The organism is Pseudomonas sp. DCB_AW, assembly GCF_026240895.1.
Taxonomy (GTDB): domain Bacteria; phylum Pseudomonadota; class Gammaproteobacteria; order Pseudomonadales; family Pseudomonadaceae; genus Aquipseudomonas; species Aquipseudomonas kermanshahensis.
The window spans coordinates 133,760-148,988 of record NZ_JAPFCE010000001.1 but is presented as its reverse complement, the minus strand read 5'-3'; the positions used below and the strand labels follow the sequence as shown (position 1 = coordinate 148,988).

The 15,229-nt window shown below is 63.2% G+C and carries 13 protein-coding genes; 6 read left to right on the top strand and 7 right to left on the bottom strand.

Annotated features, from left to right (window positions below; genetic code table 11):
• Nucleotides 1–210: 210 nt before the first annotated feature.
• The 4 genes from OO306_RS00765 to OO306_RS00750 are packed head-to-tail and all read right to left on the bottom strand — an operon-like array spanning nucleotide 211 to nucleotide 5,289.
• Nucleotides 211–1,764: an ABC transporter substrate-binding protein gene (locus OO306_RS00765; RefSeq protein WP_265967402.1), complete on the bottom strand. Its 1,554-nt coding sequence runs from the start codon at nucleotides 1,762–1,764 to the stop codon at nucleotides 211–213.
• A 4-nt stretch (nucleotides 1,765–1,768) separates the two neighbouring features.
• Complete coding sequence (locus OO306_RS00760) at nucleotides 1,769–2,968, bottom strand: LLM class flavin-dependent oxidoreductase (RefSeq protein ID WP_099429800.1); 1,200 nt, start codon at nucleotides 2,966–2,968, stop codon at nucleotides 1,769–1,771.
• A 12-nt stretch (nucleotides 2,969–2,980) separates the two neighbouring features.
• On the bottom strand, nucleotides 2,981–4,204 hold the full coding sequence (locus OO306_RS00755) for a lipase family protein (RefSeq protein ID WP_099429799.1): 1,224 nt from the start codon (nucleotides 4,202–4,204) through the stop codon (nucleotides 2,981–2,983).
• Nucleotides 4,205–4,215: 11 nt separating this feature from the next.
• The gene (locus tag OO306_RS00750; RefSeq protein ID WP_265967401.1) at nucleotides 4,216–5,289 is read right to left on the bottom strand and encodes a PhnD/SsuA/transferrin family substrate-binding protein; all 1,074 of its coding nucleotides are present in this window, start codon (nucleotides 5,287–5,289) and stop codon (nucleotides 4,216–4,218) included.
• Here OO306_RS00750 and OO306_RS00745 point away from each other — a divergent pair.
• Both OO306_RS00745 and OO306_RS00740 read left to right on the top strand, forming a co-directional pair.
• The gene (locus OO306_RS00745; RefSeq protein WP_265967400.1) at nucleotides 5,288–5,545 is read left to right on the top strand and encodes a hypothetical protein; all 258 of its coding nucleotides are present in this window, start codon (nucleotides 5,288–5,290) and stop codon (nucleotides 5,543–5,545) included. The two genes, OO306_RS00750 and OO306_RS00745, sit on opposite strands and share 2 nt — an antisense overlap.
• A 76-nt stretch (nucleotides 5,546–5,621) precedes the next feature.
• On the top strand, nucleotides 5,622–6,686 hold the full coding sequence (locus tag OO306_RS00740; protein WP_265967399.1) for a sigma-54-dependent Fis family transcriptional regulator: 1,065 nt from the start codon (nucleotides 5,622–5,624) through the stop codon (nucleotides 6,684–6,686).
• Between the two features lie 144 nt (nucleotides 6,687–6,830).
• On the opposite strand, the gene ttdB is transcribed toward OO306_RS00740, so the two are convergent.
• Genes ttdB through OO306_RS00725 form a run of 3 tightly spaced genes read right to left on the bottom strand, consistent with a single transcriptional unit; the run spans nucleotide 6,831 to nucleotide 9,734 of the window.
• A complete protein-coding gene (ttdB, locus tag OO306_RS00735) occupies nucleotides 6,831–7,439 on the bottom strand; it encodes a L(+)-tartrate dehydratase subunit beta (RefSeq protein WP_265967398.1) in 609 nt (202 codons plus the stop codon).
• Nucleotides 7,436–8,335, bottom strand: coding sequence for a L(+)-tartrate dehydratase subunit alpha (ttdA, locus tag OO306_RS00730; RefSeq protein WP_238212120.1), 900 nt, complete (start codon nucleotides 8,333–8,335; stop codon nucleotides 7,436–7,438). The genes ttdB and ttdA overlap by 4 nt, the downstream gene beginning before the upstream one ends.
• A gap of 49 nt (nucleotides 8,336–8,384) precedes the next feature.
• Nucleotides 8,385–9,734 carry a dicarboxylate/amino acid:cation symporter gene (locus OO306_RS00725; RefSeq protein WP_265967397.1) on the bottom strand — a complete coding sequence of 450 codons (1,350 nt, stop codon included), beginning with the start codon at nucleotides 9,732–9,734 and terminating at the stop codon, nucleotides 8,385–8,387.
• 192 nt (nucleotides 9,735–9,926) lie between these two features.
• Between OO306_RS00725 and OO306_RS00720 the strand changes: the two genes are divergently transcribed.
• The 4 genes from OO306_RS00720 (at nucleotide 9,927) to OO306_RS00705 (ending at nucleotide 15,225) form a co-directional block, all read left to right on the top strand.
• Complete coding sequence (locus OO306_RS00720) at nucleotides 9,927–10,853, top strand: LysR substrate-binding domain-containing protein (protein ID WP_027593740.1); 927 nt, start codon at nucleotides 9,927–9,929, stop codon at nucleotides 10,851–10,853.
• A gap of 110 nt (nucleotides 10,854–10,963) precedes the next feature.
• On the top strand, nucleotides 10,964–11,473 hold the full coding sequence (locus OO306_RS00715) for a sigma-70 family RNA polymerase sigma factor (protein WP_027593739.1): 510 nt from the start codon (nucleotides 10,964–10,966) through the stop codon (nucleotides 11,471–11,473).
• A gap of 3 nt (nucleotides 11,474–11,476) precedes the next feature.
• Nucleotides 11,477–12,424 (top strand): FecR domain-containing protein, encoded by a 948-nt coding sequence (locus OO306_RS00710; RefSeq protein ID WP_265967396.1) that lies wholly within the window; start codon nucleotides 11,477–11,479, stop codon nucleotides 12,422–12,424.
• 323 nt (nucleotides 12,425–12,747) lie between these two features.
• Entirely contained in the window at nucleotides 12,748–15,225 is a 2,478-nt protein-coding gene (locus OO306_RS00705) for a TonB-dependent siderophore receptor (protein ID WP_265967395.1), read from the top strand.
• Nucleotides 15,226–15,229: the final 4 nt, after the last annotated feature.

Sequence of the window (15,229 nt, the reverse complement as noted above, 5' to 3'; positions counted from 1 at the left end):
GCTGAGCCTCGTTCTGTTCGGGAATGGGAAAAGCGAGGGCGCAGCCGCGCCTGCGGTTATTGGGTGCCTATGGCGACTGCCGGGGGCGCTATGCGCCCCCTGTGGGAGCGGGCTTGCCCCGCGAACACGGGCGAAGCCCGTGCCATCCACTCGGGGTACCTGCTTCGCGGGGCAAGCCCGCTCCCACAGAAGATTGTGCTGGCCCAGCGTTTAGCTCATGAGCCACAGGCTCTCGAACCGCCAGGTACTGAACAGGGACTGCTCCGCCTGCGCCCCACCGACCCGTGTGCTGACACTGTCGAGCAAGTCGGCAAAGCCCCAGATCAGCATGCCGCCGCGTTCGTACTGGATGCGTTGGGCGCGGTGCACCAGGGCTTTGCGTTTTTCAAGGTCGGGCTGGGCCATGGCAGCGAGGAAGGCCTCGCTGAATGCCGGGTCGTGGAAGTGAGTCTTGTTGGCCACGGCAAACGGCGCGTCGGTATGGATGGCGCTGGCCAGAAACGGCGCACCGATGCTGCCCCCAGTGCTCAACGTCCAGTCGTCGCGTTGCGGCCCCTGGAACGTCGCCAGGTCGACTTGGCGCACCGTGATCGTCACGCCGATGCGCCGTGCCTGTTCGGCCAGCACCAGGGCCGAGGCAAGCCCAGGCCCTGGGGTCGTGACCAGTTCCACCTGCAGGCCTTCGTGGCCCGCGTCCTTGAGCAATTGCGCCGCCCGTTGTGGGTCATGCGGCCGTGGCCCGAGGCTGTGGTCGAAGGTGGGGTCGAAAGGGGCGTACAGGTCGTTGGCCACCCGGCCCTGGCCATTGAGTGCCCGGCGCACCAAGTCCTCTCGGTCTGCCAGCAGGCGAAACGCCTCACGCACCCGCGGGTCGTCGAAGGGCGCTTTGGTGGTGTTCATGTCGAACGACAACCAATTGCCGCTCACCGACTTCAGCAGGCGCAGGCGTGGGTCGGCCTGCAGCACTTGCAGGTGCTCGGTGGACATGACGTTGGCCATGTCGATCTGCCCGGCGCGCAAGGCCGCCAGGCGGCCGGTCTGGTCCTTGAAGTCGATGATCTCCAGTTCATCGGCATACGGTTTGCCGGGCTTGTAGTAATTGTCGAAACGGGTGAACAGCGAGCGTTGGCCCGGGGTGAAACTTTTGAGTTTGTAAGGGCCGGCACCGACCGGGTTGGTGACCGGGTGGTAGTCCACCGGCACGATGCCGCCGAAGTTGACCCACGTCTCGGGCAACGGCAGGTAGCTGCGGCCTTCGCGAAAAGCCAGGCGCACGGTGCGATCGTCGAGCTTGACCAGGTTGTCGCGGTCGACCCAGTGCAGCAGCGCCGCATAGGGCGAGGCCAGCTGCGGGTCGGTCAGGCGCCTGATGGAGAAGATCAGGTCGTCGGCGTCGATGGTCTTGCCGTGGTGAAACTCCAGCCCAGGCTTGAGCCGCAACGTCCAGCCGCTGGCGTCGGCGTTGGGCTCGGCGAACTCGGCCAGGGCCAGGCGCGGCTGCATCTGCTCGTCCCACTCCCACAGCTTGCTGTACAAGGCAAAGCCGCGGACGATGCCGCTGCCGACCGGTTTATGGGCGTCGAGGTTGCCGCTTTGGTTGCCATCGATGATGCCAAGACGCAGGCGCCCGCCATGGCGTGGCTGGTCGGCGACCGCGTCGCCAGGGCTGTCGCTTGGGCCACAGCCGGCCAGCAGCCCACCGGCCAGTACGCCGGCATGGCCAATGAAGGCGCGCCGGCTCAATGGGTAACCGTCCCAGGCCATGGTGTCAGCCCCCGTTGCTGGCGTGCAGTTGCACGGGGGTGGGCGCCGGGCGGGCGAGGGCGGCGCGCTGGCCACGGAAGTGCGGCAAGATGTGCTCGCCGAGGCGGTAGGCTTCTTCCAGGTGCGGGTAGCCGGCAAGGAAGAACAGGTCGATGCCGATGCCGTGGTACTCGCGGATGCGCGCCACCACGTTGGCGTAGCTGCCCACCAGCGCGCAGCCTGGCGGGATGCCGATATAGCCGAAGCCGGTCCACACATTGGGGTGGATGAAGAAATCGTCGAAGGCCTGCTGCTCGTCCTTGTCGCTGTAGCCGTGCTCGTAGCTCAGCTTGCGTGCCGTGCGCAGGCCCGCGTGGGCGGCGCGGGCCTTGACCGTGCCCTTGGCCACGCCTTCGTCGAAGAAACGTTTGGCCTCGGCCCGCGCGGCCTCTTCGGTCTCGCGGGCAATCACGTCGATGGACAGGCCGAAGCGAATGTCGGTACGCCCCCACTTCAAGGCGCGGGCGCGGATGTCGGCGATCAGCGCGGCGATCTCGTCCGGGTGTTCGGCACGCATCAGGTAGAAGTCCGCATGCTTGGCGGCGAACTCGCGCGCGGCCAGCGAAGAACCGGCGGTGCAGATCAGCGGCAGCTCGGCTTTTTTCAGCGGCCCGCGCAGCCCGCCACCTTCGGCACGGTAATAGGTGCCCTCGTAGTGGAATTGCTCGTTGTGCCAGTAGCCGCGTACCACGTCCATGAACTCGGTGGCGCGGGCGTAACGCTCGTCGTGGCCCTCGAAGTCGCCGACCTGGCGTTGGAGGGCATCGGAGCCGCCGTTGATGATGTTCCACACCAGCCGGTTGCCGGTGGCGCGCTGGTAGGTTGCGGCCTGTTGCACGGCCACCCAGGGCGTGTAGTGATAGGGCTGGAACGCAGTGACGAATTTGAGCGTGCGGGTTTCCCGTGCCAGCAGCGAGCACACGGTCCACGGCTCTTCGCCGGTGGGCGCATTGACCATCAGCGCGCCGCCGAAGCCGTTGATTTCCGCAGCGCGGGCGATTTGCCCGAGGTAATCGATGTAGGTGAAGTGATCACCTACCGCGAACCCGGAAACCGCACCGCTGCTGTCGCCACCCGCGTGCCAGTCGCCGCGGTTACGCGGGTCGCCAGGTAGGTACTGGGTTTCGCCATGCAGTGGCAGGCGGGTGAAGAATTCGATGCTCATGGGGTGGCCTCCTTACTGGACGCTGGGGCTGCAGTTGGGCGTGACTGGCTGGCCGCTGATGACCTGGCGGGCGAAGGGGATCGAGTCCTTGAGCGAGGCGTTGACCGTTTCGCTATGGCCCAGGCCTTTGTACAGATGGCCCTGCACCACCGAGCCGGCCTTGCAGGCATCCTGCATCAGTGCAACCTGGGTCGCGGCGGCAGGGGTCTTGTCCTCGGCGCCGGTGCCGATGAAGATCGGCTGGGCCAGTTTGAGGGTGGGGTACGACACTTGGGCCAGCCACGGTTTGAGCTGGTCGCCCTGGTAGTCCTTTTTGGCGTTGGCGGGGGTCAGGCCGGTGCCGACCACATCACTGACCAGTGCCGACAGGCAACTGGTGCGCGCCTGCTCGAACAGCGGCAGGGCTTTGTCGGTGTAGAAGTCGCGCGGGTCGATGCTCGGGTCGTACTGCTGTGCGGCGAGCAAGGTGTAGAAGCCGTAGGCCAGGGCCGGGTCGACCTTGTTCTGGTCCTGCTCACCGACGTTTTTCGACCCCACGGTGTAGATCACGCCGGTGCCGATGCTGCCCTTGACCCCCAGTTTGGGTGCATAGGTTGCGGCATAGGCACCGGCTGCAAAGGCACCAGCGCCACCCTGGGATTGGCCGATGATCAGGACCTTGTCAGCCAGCCCCGGTACGCCGGCGACCACGGCCTTGGCGGCATCGAGAATGCCGTAGGCGGCCATGCGGTTGTTCAGCAGCGGGTGGCCACCGGGCACACCCAGGCCTTGGTAGTCGGTGGCGACGATGGCATAGCCCTCTTCGAGCCAGCGGTTCAGGTACTGCACATCGCGGTAGGAACGCCCGGCCCAGGACGGTGCGCAGATATCCGCCACCCCGACGGTGCCGTGGCCCCAACTGGCGACCGGCCAGCCACCGGCGGGCGCCGGGCCCTTGGGAATGAACAGCGCGCCAGAGACCACGATTGGCGTCTTGCCGTCGATGCCGTCCAGCGAGGTGTAGAGGATGCGCTGGGCACTGGCGGCGTTGGGCAAGCTCAGCGCTGAGTCCAGCGGCTCGCTGCGCAGCAGTTTACCGGGGGTGGCCGGGATTGCCTTGGACCAGGTGTAGAAGCTCGAAACGCGCCCGTCGCCTTGTTGCGGGTCGGGTTTGGGGGCGTAGGTGTCGGCGGCCAGGGCGCCAATGGAAAAGGCCAGGGCACTGAGGCCGAAAACGATGGAAACAGGCAATTTCATGGAAGATGTTCTCAAGGTTGTTGGCTGATTTGAGCGTCCAGGGACGGCCAGTAGTGGGTGAGCTGCAGGTCGATCAGCGCCTGGCGGGTGAAGCCAGTGGCCAGGTCGCTGGTGATGTCGTAGGGCGTGCGGATCAGGCGGTTGGCCAAGGCGTAGTGGCCCAGGGCGTCGTAGTGGGCTTTGAGTTGGGCATCGCTTTTCGGCGCCCAGCGCGCTTTCCAGGCCACCGGGTCGTCCTGGTCATCGCGGCGCAGCACGCTTTCGGCCACCCCGGCGCGGGACGACAGCGCGTAATAGGCGTCGCGGTTCTGCGCTTGGGAGATCCACCAGGCCGCGCGCACCCAGGCCGTGGCCACCAGCTGCGTGAGGTCGGCGTGCTGCTGCACGAAGCGGTCGGTGCCCCACAGGTCGGACACCAGCCGCCAGTCGTTGGCGCCTTGCTTGGTCGACCAGAGGATCCGCGCCACGCCTTTGTCTTCCAGGGCGTAGGCTTCGTTGAGCAGGACGGCGGCATCGACCTTGCCGGCCGACACGGCGGCGGCGCCGACCTGTGGGTTGAGGTTGGCGATCTTGAAGTCGGTCAGCTTGAGGCCCTGGCTTTCCAGGAAGTTGCTGAAGGCAAATTCCCATGGCCGCCCGCGGTGCAGGGCCAGGCGCTTGCCTTTGAGGTCCTGGATGCTGCGCACCGCAGAGCCGCTGGGCACCACCAGGTAAATGTTGTTGCCGCTGCCACCCGGCACGATCAGCTTGCCGGGCACTTGGCCGGCGCCAGCGATGACCGAGGGCAGGTCGCCGCGTACGGCGAAGTCCAGGCTGTCGTTGCTGAAGCCTTCGTTGATTTGTGGCCCGGCGCCGGCGTGGGGCAGGGCGGTCCATTGCAGTTTCACGCCGCGGGCGGCCAACTGCTGTTCGAGCCAGCCGTCTTCGATCACCCGCCCCGGGATGCCCCCGAAGACCGGCGCGCCGCCTTGGGTGAAGGCAACGATGGCGATGCGCACCGTTGCCGGTGGTTCGGCGGCCAATGTGGTCAGGCTGAGTAACAGGCCGCCCAACAGGGCCAGGCCGTGACGCCAGAATGTGTTCATGTGGGGCTCCAAACAAGGGTTCAACAGGTCTGGGCCGCGTGCTGCAGCGAACCAGGCATTGCCAGGCCAGGAGCGAAATGCATGCCAGTCTTTGAAAAGGTGGCTGCAGGCCTTTAACGGCGGGGCCTTCAGCACATGGGAGGGGCGCGGCGGGCAGCCCAGCCTGCTGATCGGCACGCAGGGCAGTGCTGGCGCGTTGCTGCTGCAGCAGCAGTCGGCTGCTGGAAAATCAAATATTCAAAAATGGAATATATAAAGATGAATTAATAATTTTTTGATCTAATTTGTTTCGGGCACTATGGGGCTGCGCGTCAATTGCCAGGAATGCCCCCATGTCGCTGATCACCCACCCTAATGCCCGAGAGCTGACCAAGTCGGTACGTGCCACCGTGCTTGTGTTCAAGGACCCTCGCTCCCAGGAGCTGCTCAGCCGTATCGAGCGCCTGGCGCCCAGCGAGGCCAATACCCTGATCATCGGCGAAACCGGTACCGGCAAAGAACTTGTCGCTCGCCACATCCATCAGCTGAGCCGCCGTGGCCGCGAACCGTTTGTGGCGGTGAACTGCGGTGCCTTTGCCGAAACCCTGGTGGAAAGCGAACTGTTCGGCCATGAGAAAGGGGCGTTCACCGGTGCCACCTCGAACAAGGCCGGTTGGTTCGAGGCGGCCAATGGCGGCACGCTGTTCCTCGACGAGATTGGGGACCTGCCGTTGAACATGCAGGTGAAGTTGCTGCGGGTGCTGCAGGAGCGCGAAGTCGTGCGGCTGGGCTCGCGTACACCGATCCCGATCAACGTGCGCCTGGTGGCCGCGACCAACGTCAACCTGGCCGACGCCGTGGTGGCGGGGCATTTTCGCGAAGACCTGTTCTACCGCCTGCACGTCGCCACCATCCGCCTGCCACCGCTGCGTGAGCGGCCCGGCGACATCCTGCCCTTGGCCGAATTTTTCATCGAAGAGCATTGCCGGCGCCTGGGTTATGAACGTGCGTCGCTCAGCCCGGATGCCGAGCGCAAATTGCTGGCCCACAGCTGGCCGGGCAACATCCGCGAGTTGGAGAACGCGATCCACCATGCCTTGCTGGTATGCCGCTACCAGGTGGTAGCGCCCGCAGACCTGCACCTGGTGGACATGAGGCCGCAAGGTGCGGCCCAGGTGTATGCCACGCAGGCCAACGCCCCGGCCGCGCTCGCGGCGCCGCTTAACCTTGAAAGCGCCTTGTTGGCGTTGTTCGAGCAGAACGTGCCGAACCTGTATGAGCACATCGAGGAGACGGTGTTCCGGGCGGCGTATCGGTATTGCCACGGGAACCAGCTGCAGACCGGGCGGTTGTTGAACATCAGCCGCAACATCGTGCGGGCGCGGCTGGAGAAGATTGGCGAATTGTCGAAGGCATGAGGTGCTTGTATGGGGGCTGCTGCGCAGCCCATCGCCGGCAAGCCTGGCTCCCACAGGTACTGCACATGGCTTGAGGTCTGTGCAGTCGAGGTGGGAGCCCGGCTTGCCGGCGATGGGCCGCCTAGCGGCCCCGATTTGGCGCGGTTATTTGATAAAGCGAACCTGGCTGTTGATCTTCTCGATCACCGCCCCTTTGCGCGCGTTGAAGCGGGCCTTGTTCTGTTCGAACAGGTTATTGCCCTTGGTGTCGATGGAAATGATCAGCGGGCCGAACGCCCGTACCCGGTTGACCCACAGGGTTTCAGGCATCCCCAGGTCTTGCCACTCGGCACGTTCGATCTCTTCTACCTGCGTTGCAGCCAGCACCGCACAGCCCCCTGGGAACACCGCATGCACGGCTTTGTTTTCCAGGCAGCCGGTGGTGGTTTCCGGCCCCATGCCGCCTTTACCAATGATCAGCTTGACGCCGGTTTGCTCGATGAACTGCTTTTCGAACTTCTCCATGCGCATGCTGGTGGTCGGGCCAATGGACACCATCTCGAAACTGCCATCGTCTTTTTTGCGCACGATAGGCCCAGCGTGAAAGATCGCACCGCCGCGCAAGTCAACCGGCAACTCCCGCTTGAGCTCGATCAAACGACGGTGCGCGACGTCGCGGCACGTCACCAACTGGCCGGTGAGATAAACCACGTCGCCGACATTGAGGTTGGACAGGTCTTCGTCTTTGATCGGGGTGGTCAGGATCTTTTTCACAGTACTACCCCTTCGTGCGAGAGGATGTCGTAGGACAGGTCGGCGTTGATGCGGATCTTGCCGCGGCGGTGCGCCCAGCAACCGGTCGATACCGCGACGCCAATGGTCGAGGGGTGACGCGCGGAAGACTCGATGTTCACGCCCATGACACTGCTGTTGCCAGTCAGCCCCTGCGGGCCGATGCCGATTTCGTTGAGGCCGTCTTCCAGAAGCTGTTCCATCATGGCGGCGCTTTCGTTCGGGTGGCTGGAATCGACCGGGCGCAGGATCGCCTTTTTCGACAGGCGCGCAGCGGTCTCCACCGAGGTCGACACGCCAACGCCAACCAGCAGGGGCGGGCACGCATTGACGCCTCGCGAAGTGATCACGTCGAAAACAAACTCAGTGACCCCTTCATAACCCTGGCCTGGCATCAGTACCTTGGCCGAGCCTGGCAAGGTGCAGCCACCACCGGCCATGTACACATCGACAATGGCGTAGTCGGCATCCGGGATGATTTCCCAGTCCAGCCACGGGATCTTCGAGCCGGTGTTGGTGCCGGTGTTCTTTTCGATGAAGGTTTCTACCGCGTTGTGGCGCAGCGGGCCCTTGATGGTGGCCTCTTTGGTGGCGTTTTCCAGAATGCCTTCAAGCTCGCTCAGTAGCGGGAACCTGGCCCCCGCCGAGATGAAGTACTGAATGACCCCTGTGTCCTGGCAGCTGGGGCGGTCGAGCTTGTCGGCGTATTCCTGGTTGTCGGCCATCGAGTCATACACGGCGATGGCCAGTGGGTTGGTTTCTGCGGCGCGCAGTTTTGCGGTTTTCTCCTTGACGTCTTTGGGCAGGCGCTTGCCGATATAGGCGGTGAACTTCGCCATCACGTCGGTGAGCGATGACACGGCTGATTCTTTATCCACGGTTTTTTCCTCACTGCATCACAAGGCTGATTGTTCGATGTCTGCGTTTTCAGGGGGCCAGGGTGCCGCTGGTGCTGGCCTCCCTGTGTAGAAGCGGGGTGTGTAGCTGAGCGGCCTCGGGTTTTTCGGGTTCTGCGGGTAGCTGGCCGTCCAGCACCTGGGCCATGCGCGGTTTGTCCAACGCGCCAACCCAGTGCGCGATGGCCACGGTGCCGACGGCGTTGCCGATGGTGTTGGTGATGGCGCGGGCCTCGGACATGAAGCGGTCGACGCCCAGCAGCAGCACCATGCCGGCCACGGGGATGTTGTCCATGGTTGCCAAGGTCGCGGCCAGGGTGATGAAGCCGGAGCCGGTCACACCTGCAGAGCCTTTGGAGGTCAGCAGCAGCACGCCCAGCACGATCAACTGGTCCATCAGCGTCAGTGGCGTGTTGGTGGCCTGGGCGATGAAAATGGCCGCCATGGTGTAGTAGATGCATTGCCCGTCCGGGTTGAAGGTCAGGCCGGAAGGAATCACCAGGCCCACCACCGGTTTGGACACGCCGACCTTCTCCAGCTTGTTCATCAGTTGCGGCACCACCGACTCCGATGAACTGGTGCCCAGTACGGTGAACAGTTCTTCCTTTAGGTACTTGAGGAACTTCCACAGGCTGAAACCGGACAGCCGAGCGATGGCGCCCAGCACAATCACCACGAACAGGAAGCAGGTCAGGTACATGGTTGCCATCAGCTTGCCGAGCGAGACGATCGAGCCCAGCCCGTACTTGCCGACGGTAAATGCCATTGCACCGCAGGCCGCGAGCGGCGCCACGCGCATGATCATGCCGACGATGAAGAACATGCCGTGGGAGAACGCTTCAAGCACATCGACCATCGGTTTGCCGCGCGGGCCCAGGTGCGAGAGGGCGATGCCGAACAAGGTCGAGAACAGCAGGATCGGCAAGATCTCATTCTTGGCAAAGGCATCGGTCACGCTGCCGGGGATGACATGCAACAGAAAGTCGATGAACCCGCCCGAGCTGTTTGCAGCTGCCGCGGTGTAGGTGGAAATGCTTTTGGCATCGAGCGTGGCCGGGTCGACGTTCATGCCTTGCCCAGGCTGTACAAGGTTGACCACGACCAGGCCCAGCACCAGGGCAAAGGTGGACAGTACTTCGAAGTAGATCAGCGCACGCACGCCCACGCGGCCGAGCTCTTTCATGTTTTCCATTTTGGCGATGCCCAGCACCACTGTGGCGAAAATGATCGGTGCGAAGACCATCTTGATCAGTTTGATGAAGGCATCGCCCACCGGCTTGAGGTCTGCGCCGACCTGTGGCCAGAACACCCCGATCAGTACCCCGAGGGTTACCCCGATCAGCACCTGCACGTACAACTTGCCTAACACTCGCTTGGCCATTGCCGTCTCCGAATTATTGTTGTGAGTCGGTTCTTGTGGCGGCTGGGCTTATCGGTGGCGGCAGGCAACACCTGGCCGTGGCAGCTCGATAGCCCAGATTTTTTAGGGTTAATCACGCAGGGCCAAGGTAATGGTTTTTCAAAAACCGTGTAATACAATGAAATTCAACTCATTGTTTCCTTCAGGTTAATTATGAACCCAGTGTCCGAGCTGGCCTTTTTCACCCAGCTCATCCGCGTGGGCAGCTTGGCTGCCACCGCGCGTGAGATGAACCTGACCCCACCTGCGGTCTCCAAGCGCCTGGCGCAATTGGAACAGCGGCTGGGTGTGCGGTTGCTCAACCGCACCACGCGCAGCATCAGCCTGACCGCCGAGGGCGAGACCTACCTGGTCAATGCCCGGCGCATACTGGGTGAGATCGAGGAGATGGAGCGTCAGGTGTCCAGCAGCCGCGCCGAGCCCAAGGGCCTGCTGCGGGTCAATGCGCCGTTGGGCTTTGGCCGTACCCATGTGGGGCCGGCGATTTCATCGTTTGCCAAGCGTTACCCCGAGGTGGAGGTGCAACTGCACCTGACCGATCGGCCCATCCAGCTGCCCAATGACGCAATCGATGTGGCCATCCGCTTTGGTGAACTGCCTGACTCGCGCCTGATCGCGCGCAAGATCGCAGCCAACCGCCGCAGGCTGTGTGCCGCACCCAGCTACTTGGAAGCCTGCGGCACACCCGAGGTGCCCAAGGACCTGGCTGCACACAATTGCATCGTGTTACGCCAGAACGATGCCGCCTTTGGCGTCTGGCGCTTGAGCCGTGGCAAGCAGTCAGAATCGGTCAAGGTGCGTGGAAGCCTGAGCACCAACGATGGTGAGGTGGCGTTGAACTGGGCGTTGGAGGGGCAAGGCATCCTGATGCGGGCCGAATGGAACCTGGCGGACCACTTGCGCAGCGGGCGCCTGGTGGAGGTGTTGGGTGATTACCAGACACCGCCGGCGGATATCTACGCGGTTTACCTTGAGCGTTTGAACCTGTCCGCGAAGGTGTCGTGTTTCATCGAGCACTTGAGGGCGTTTTTTAAAAGCCATGCCGATGGGCCGGAAGACAGCTTGGCGGCATGGCAGTAGCGGCATGAATGAAGCCATGAATGATGTCGCGTGAATGAAGAGTTGCACAGCGTTGGATGGCTCATGTTAAATGAGAGTCATTATTAAAGACGTCCTGACCGGTTCACCCCATGTCCTGCGCTGACCCTTCCCTGCAAAAAACCGTGCATACCCTCTACGCGGAGCACCATCCCTGGCTGTGCGGTTGGCTACGTAACAAGCTCGGGTGTGTCGAACATGCGGCGGACCTGGCCCAGGACACGTTCATCCGCGTGCTGACCCTGCGCAAGGCGGCCGAGCTGCGCGAGCCACGGGCGTACCTCTCCAGCATCGCCCGTAGCCTGATGATCGACATGTTCCGCCGCCGTGCTGTTGAGCAGGCCTATTTGGAAACGCTTGCCGCCCGCCCCGAGCAGGTCGACGTCTCGCCCGAGGCGCGTACGTTGATCATCGAAGCGTTGATGGAAATCGACCGCCTGCTCGACGGCCTGGGCGCCCGCACCCGGGAGATTTTTCTGATGGCCCAGCTGGATGGCTTGAGCTATGTCGAGATCGGGCGGCGCCTGGATATTTCGGTTACCACCGTCAAGAAGCATGCAGTGCGGGCACTGACCCATTGCCTGATGCTGGCTGAGGACTGAACCGTGGCCGGGGCCCCGCCACTGGATCGGAACGTGCTCGAAGCCGCGGCGAGTTGGTATGTCGAGTTGCGCTGCGATGCCGATGAACGTACGCGCGCCGCGCATCAGCGCTGGTTGCTCAGCGATCCACTTCACCGGCAGGCCTGGGAGCGCCTGGCGCGCTTGCAGGGCACGTTCGAGCACGTGGCACCGGGCATCGCTCGGCCAACCCTGAGCAGTGCCAGGGCCAAGCGCCGCGAAGTGCTCAAGGTGATGTCGATTGTGCTGGCTGCGGGTGGGGCAGGGGGGCTGGCCTGGCACGAGGGGGGCATCGCGCGGTTGATGGCCGACCAACGCACAGGGGTTGGCGAGCGCCGTTCGCTGCGCCTGGAGGATGGCAGCCGCTTGCAGTTGAACACCGCCACCGCTGTCGATATCCGTTACACCGCCCAATGGCGCGCCTTGCACCTGTTGGGCGGGGAGATCCTTGTGCAAACCGCGCGCGACGCGCAGGCCCGAGCGTTCATCGTGCACACCGAACAAGGCAGCATTCGCGCCCTGGGCACGCGTTTTACTGTCCGCTGTGATGCTGACGTCACTCGGGTTTGCGTGCTGGAACATGCCGTGGAGGTACGCACGGCGCACTCGCTGGCGGCCGTGCGTGTCGAGGCCGGTCAGCAGCTAATCTTTCGCGCGGATGAAGCCGGCCTGGTGCAGCCCGCGACAGCGCTGGCGGATGCCTGGACCCGCGACATGCTGGTGGTGGACGACTGGCGCCTTGCCGATGTTGTCAGCGAACTGCAACGTTATCGGGCCGGCCATCTGGGGTGTGACGCGGCCGTCAGCGAGCTGCGCCTGTCCGGCGCGTTTCAGCTGGGCGATATCGATACTGCCCTGGACAACCTCACCCGCACCTTGCCGGTACGCATTCGGCGGTTCAGCCGATTCTGGACGCGGGTCGAGGCTGTTTGAGGGTTTTTTAAGGTGTTCGCTCAGCATTTTCAGCGCCTATGAGATCGAGCGCCGCCCGCGCGGCGCTTCGCAGCACAAGGCTGCTCCTACAGTTGTTTCGGGCCAGTCGCGCCTGTGCGCAGGAATAATTGGCCCGAAAAAATGTAGGAGCAGCCTTGTGCTGCGAAACGCCGCGTGCGGCGCTCGATATATGCCTCACATCAAAACCAAAAGCAGGCACTCTTTTACCCAAGGGGGGTTATCGATTTCAATTCTCATTCGACTTGTTAAGTAGAGGCGCATCAGACGCCGTAAAAAACTGCCGCAGGGCGAAAGGAATACCCATGCTCCCTTCAGACACTCGCAACCCCGTTATCCTCATCAACTGTGCCAAAAACCCCTTGACGCGGGCGGTCAATCGCGCGCTGTTCAGCATCGCGCTCGCGACGCCTCTGGCTGCGGCGATGATCGCCCCGCCAGCCATGGCCCAGACCCGTGTCGAAGCCGCATTCGACATCCCGGCCGGCCCGTTGGGCGCTGCGCTCACCCAGTTCGCGGAGGCGGCGGGGGTGACCGTGTCGTTCGAACCGTCCTACGTGCAGTCGTTGAAGTCGCCAGGCCTGCATGGCCGCTACAGTGCCGAGGCCGGCCTGCGCCAATTGCTGGTGGGCAGCCAGTTGCAGGTGCTGCGCCAGGCCAATGGCAGCTATTCGCTGTTGCCCATGGTCGGGGACGCGTCGACGCTGCAACTCGACAGTACCAGCATCACTGGCACGTCCGTGGAGTCGGCCTACGGGCCGGTAACCGGTTATGTCGCCACCCGCAGCGCGACGGGGACCAAGACTGATACGCCGATTCTGGAAATCCCGCAGGCCATCAACGTCGTCACTGCTGACCAGGTACAGGCCCAGGGCGCGCGCAACCTGACCCAGGCATTGCGTTATACGCCGGGGCTGGCAACGGGGGGGTTCACCGATCGCAACAGCATTGCCGACGAAATCACCAGCCGCGGCTTCGCCCCGACCCCGCTGTACCTGGATGGCGCGTACCTGCCGTATGCGGGCAGCCTGGGCGGCGCGCCACAGATCGACCCCTATACCCTGGAACGCATCGAGGTGCTCAAGGGCCCATCGTCGGTGCTCTACGGGCAAAACCAGCCGGGCGGGCTGATCAACATGGTCTCCAAACGCCCGACCCGCGAGCAGCGCAACCAGGTCAAGCTAGGTGCCGGCAGTTACAACCGGGCCAACGGTGCGTTCGACACCAGCGGCCCATTGGATGAGCAGGGCACGTTCACCTATCGCCTGGTCGGTGTGGCTGACAAAGGTAATGAGCAGGTGGCGCACACCCACAGCGAGCGCCTGCTGCTGGCACCGAGCCTGACCTGGGCGCCGAACGAAGACACCGCCCTGACGGTGCTGGCACAGGTGCAGCGCGACGACGGCCTTGCCGACTACCAGTCGCTGCCGATGATCGGTTCGCTCAAGCGTGGCCCGACGGGCCAGCGCATCGACCGCGACTTCTTCTCGGGCGACTCGCACTACAACGATTACAAGCGTAACCAGTACATCTTCGGCTACGACTTCAGCCACCGCTTCAGCGATGACCTGGCGCTACGTTCCACAGCGCGCTACACCGATGTGCGTGACCGCTACAAAGGCTTCTACCTGCGCAGTTTCGTTACGGACGACGAGGGGGTGGATTACACCCGGGCCAACCGGGTCAAGCTCGACTGGCGCCAGCACAATATCGCCTACACCCTCGATAACAATCTTGAGTACAAATTCAATACCGGCGCGCTGCAGCACACCACACTGGCCGGCGTGGACTACCGCCACTTCTCCCGCAAATACGATGGCTACAACGCCTACAACGTGTTGCCGGTCGACCTCTACGGCAAGAACAACTACGACACCAGCAGCGTGACCCCTGTGCTGGACACCCAATGGGACAATACCGTTCGCCAGACTGGGGTGTATGTGCAGGACCAGATCAAGCTCGACCAGTGGATCCTGACCGTTGGTGGCCGCCAGGACTGGGCAGAAATCGACAACAAAGACCTGCTGGCCAAAAGCATCGCTTCACAGCGTGACAACAAGTTCACGGGCCGTATCGGCCTGACCTACGTCACCGAGTTTGGCCTGGCGCCTTACGTCAGCTATTCCCAGTCGTTCTTGCCGACACTGGGCACGGACAGCGCCGGCAAGTCGTTTGAGCCGACCGAGGGTGAACAGTACGAAGTGGGGGTTAAGTATCAGCCGGTCGAGGGCACCTTGCTCACCGCGTCGGTGTTCCAGGTCAAGCAGAAGAACGTGCTGACTCAGGACGACGACAACCCCCAGTACCAGGCGCAGGACGGTGAGGTGCGCTCGCGTGGCGTTGAACTTGAACTCAAGTCCACCCTCGACAACATCGACGTGCTGGCGGCAGCCACCTACATCGACTCGTTCTACACCAAGAGCAACTACGGCGACCAAGGCAACCGCAGCGAGTCGCAGGCGCCGGTATCGGCGTCCCTGTGGGTGGATTACCACTTTACCCAGGCCATGCTCAACGGCCTCACCTTCGGCGCAGGTGCCCGCTACACCGGCCGTAAACCGGGTGATTCATCCAACTCGTTCGACGTGCCGGCCTACGCGGTGTATGACGCTACCGTCAGCTACGACCTGGGCAAATTCGACGCGAGCCTTCGCGGTTTGCAGGCCAGCCTGAATGTACAGAACATCTTCGACCGCGAGTATGTGTCGGACTGCAACTACGCGTTCGGTTGCTATTACGGCCAAGAGCGCGTGGCGTCGGTGGAGATGACCTACGATTGGTGATCGG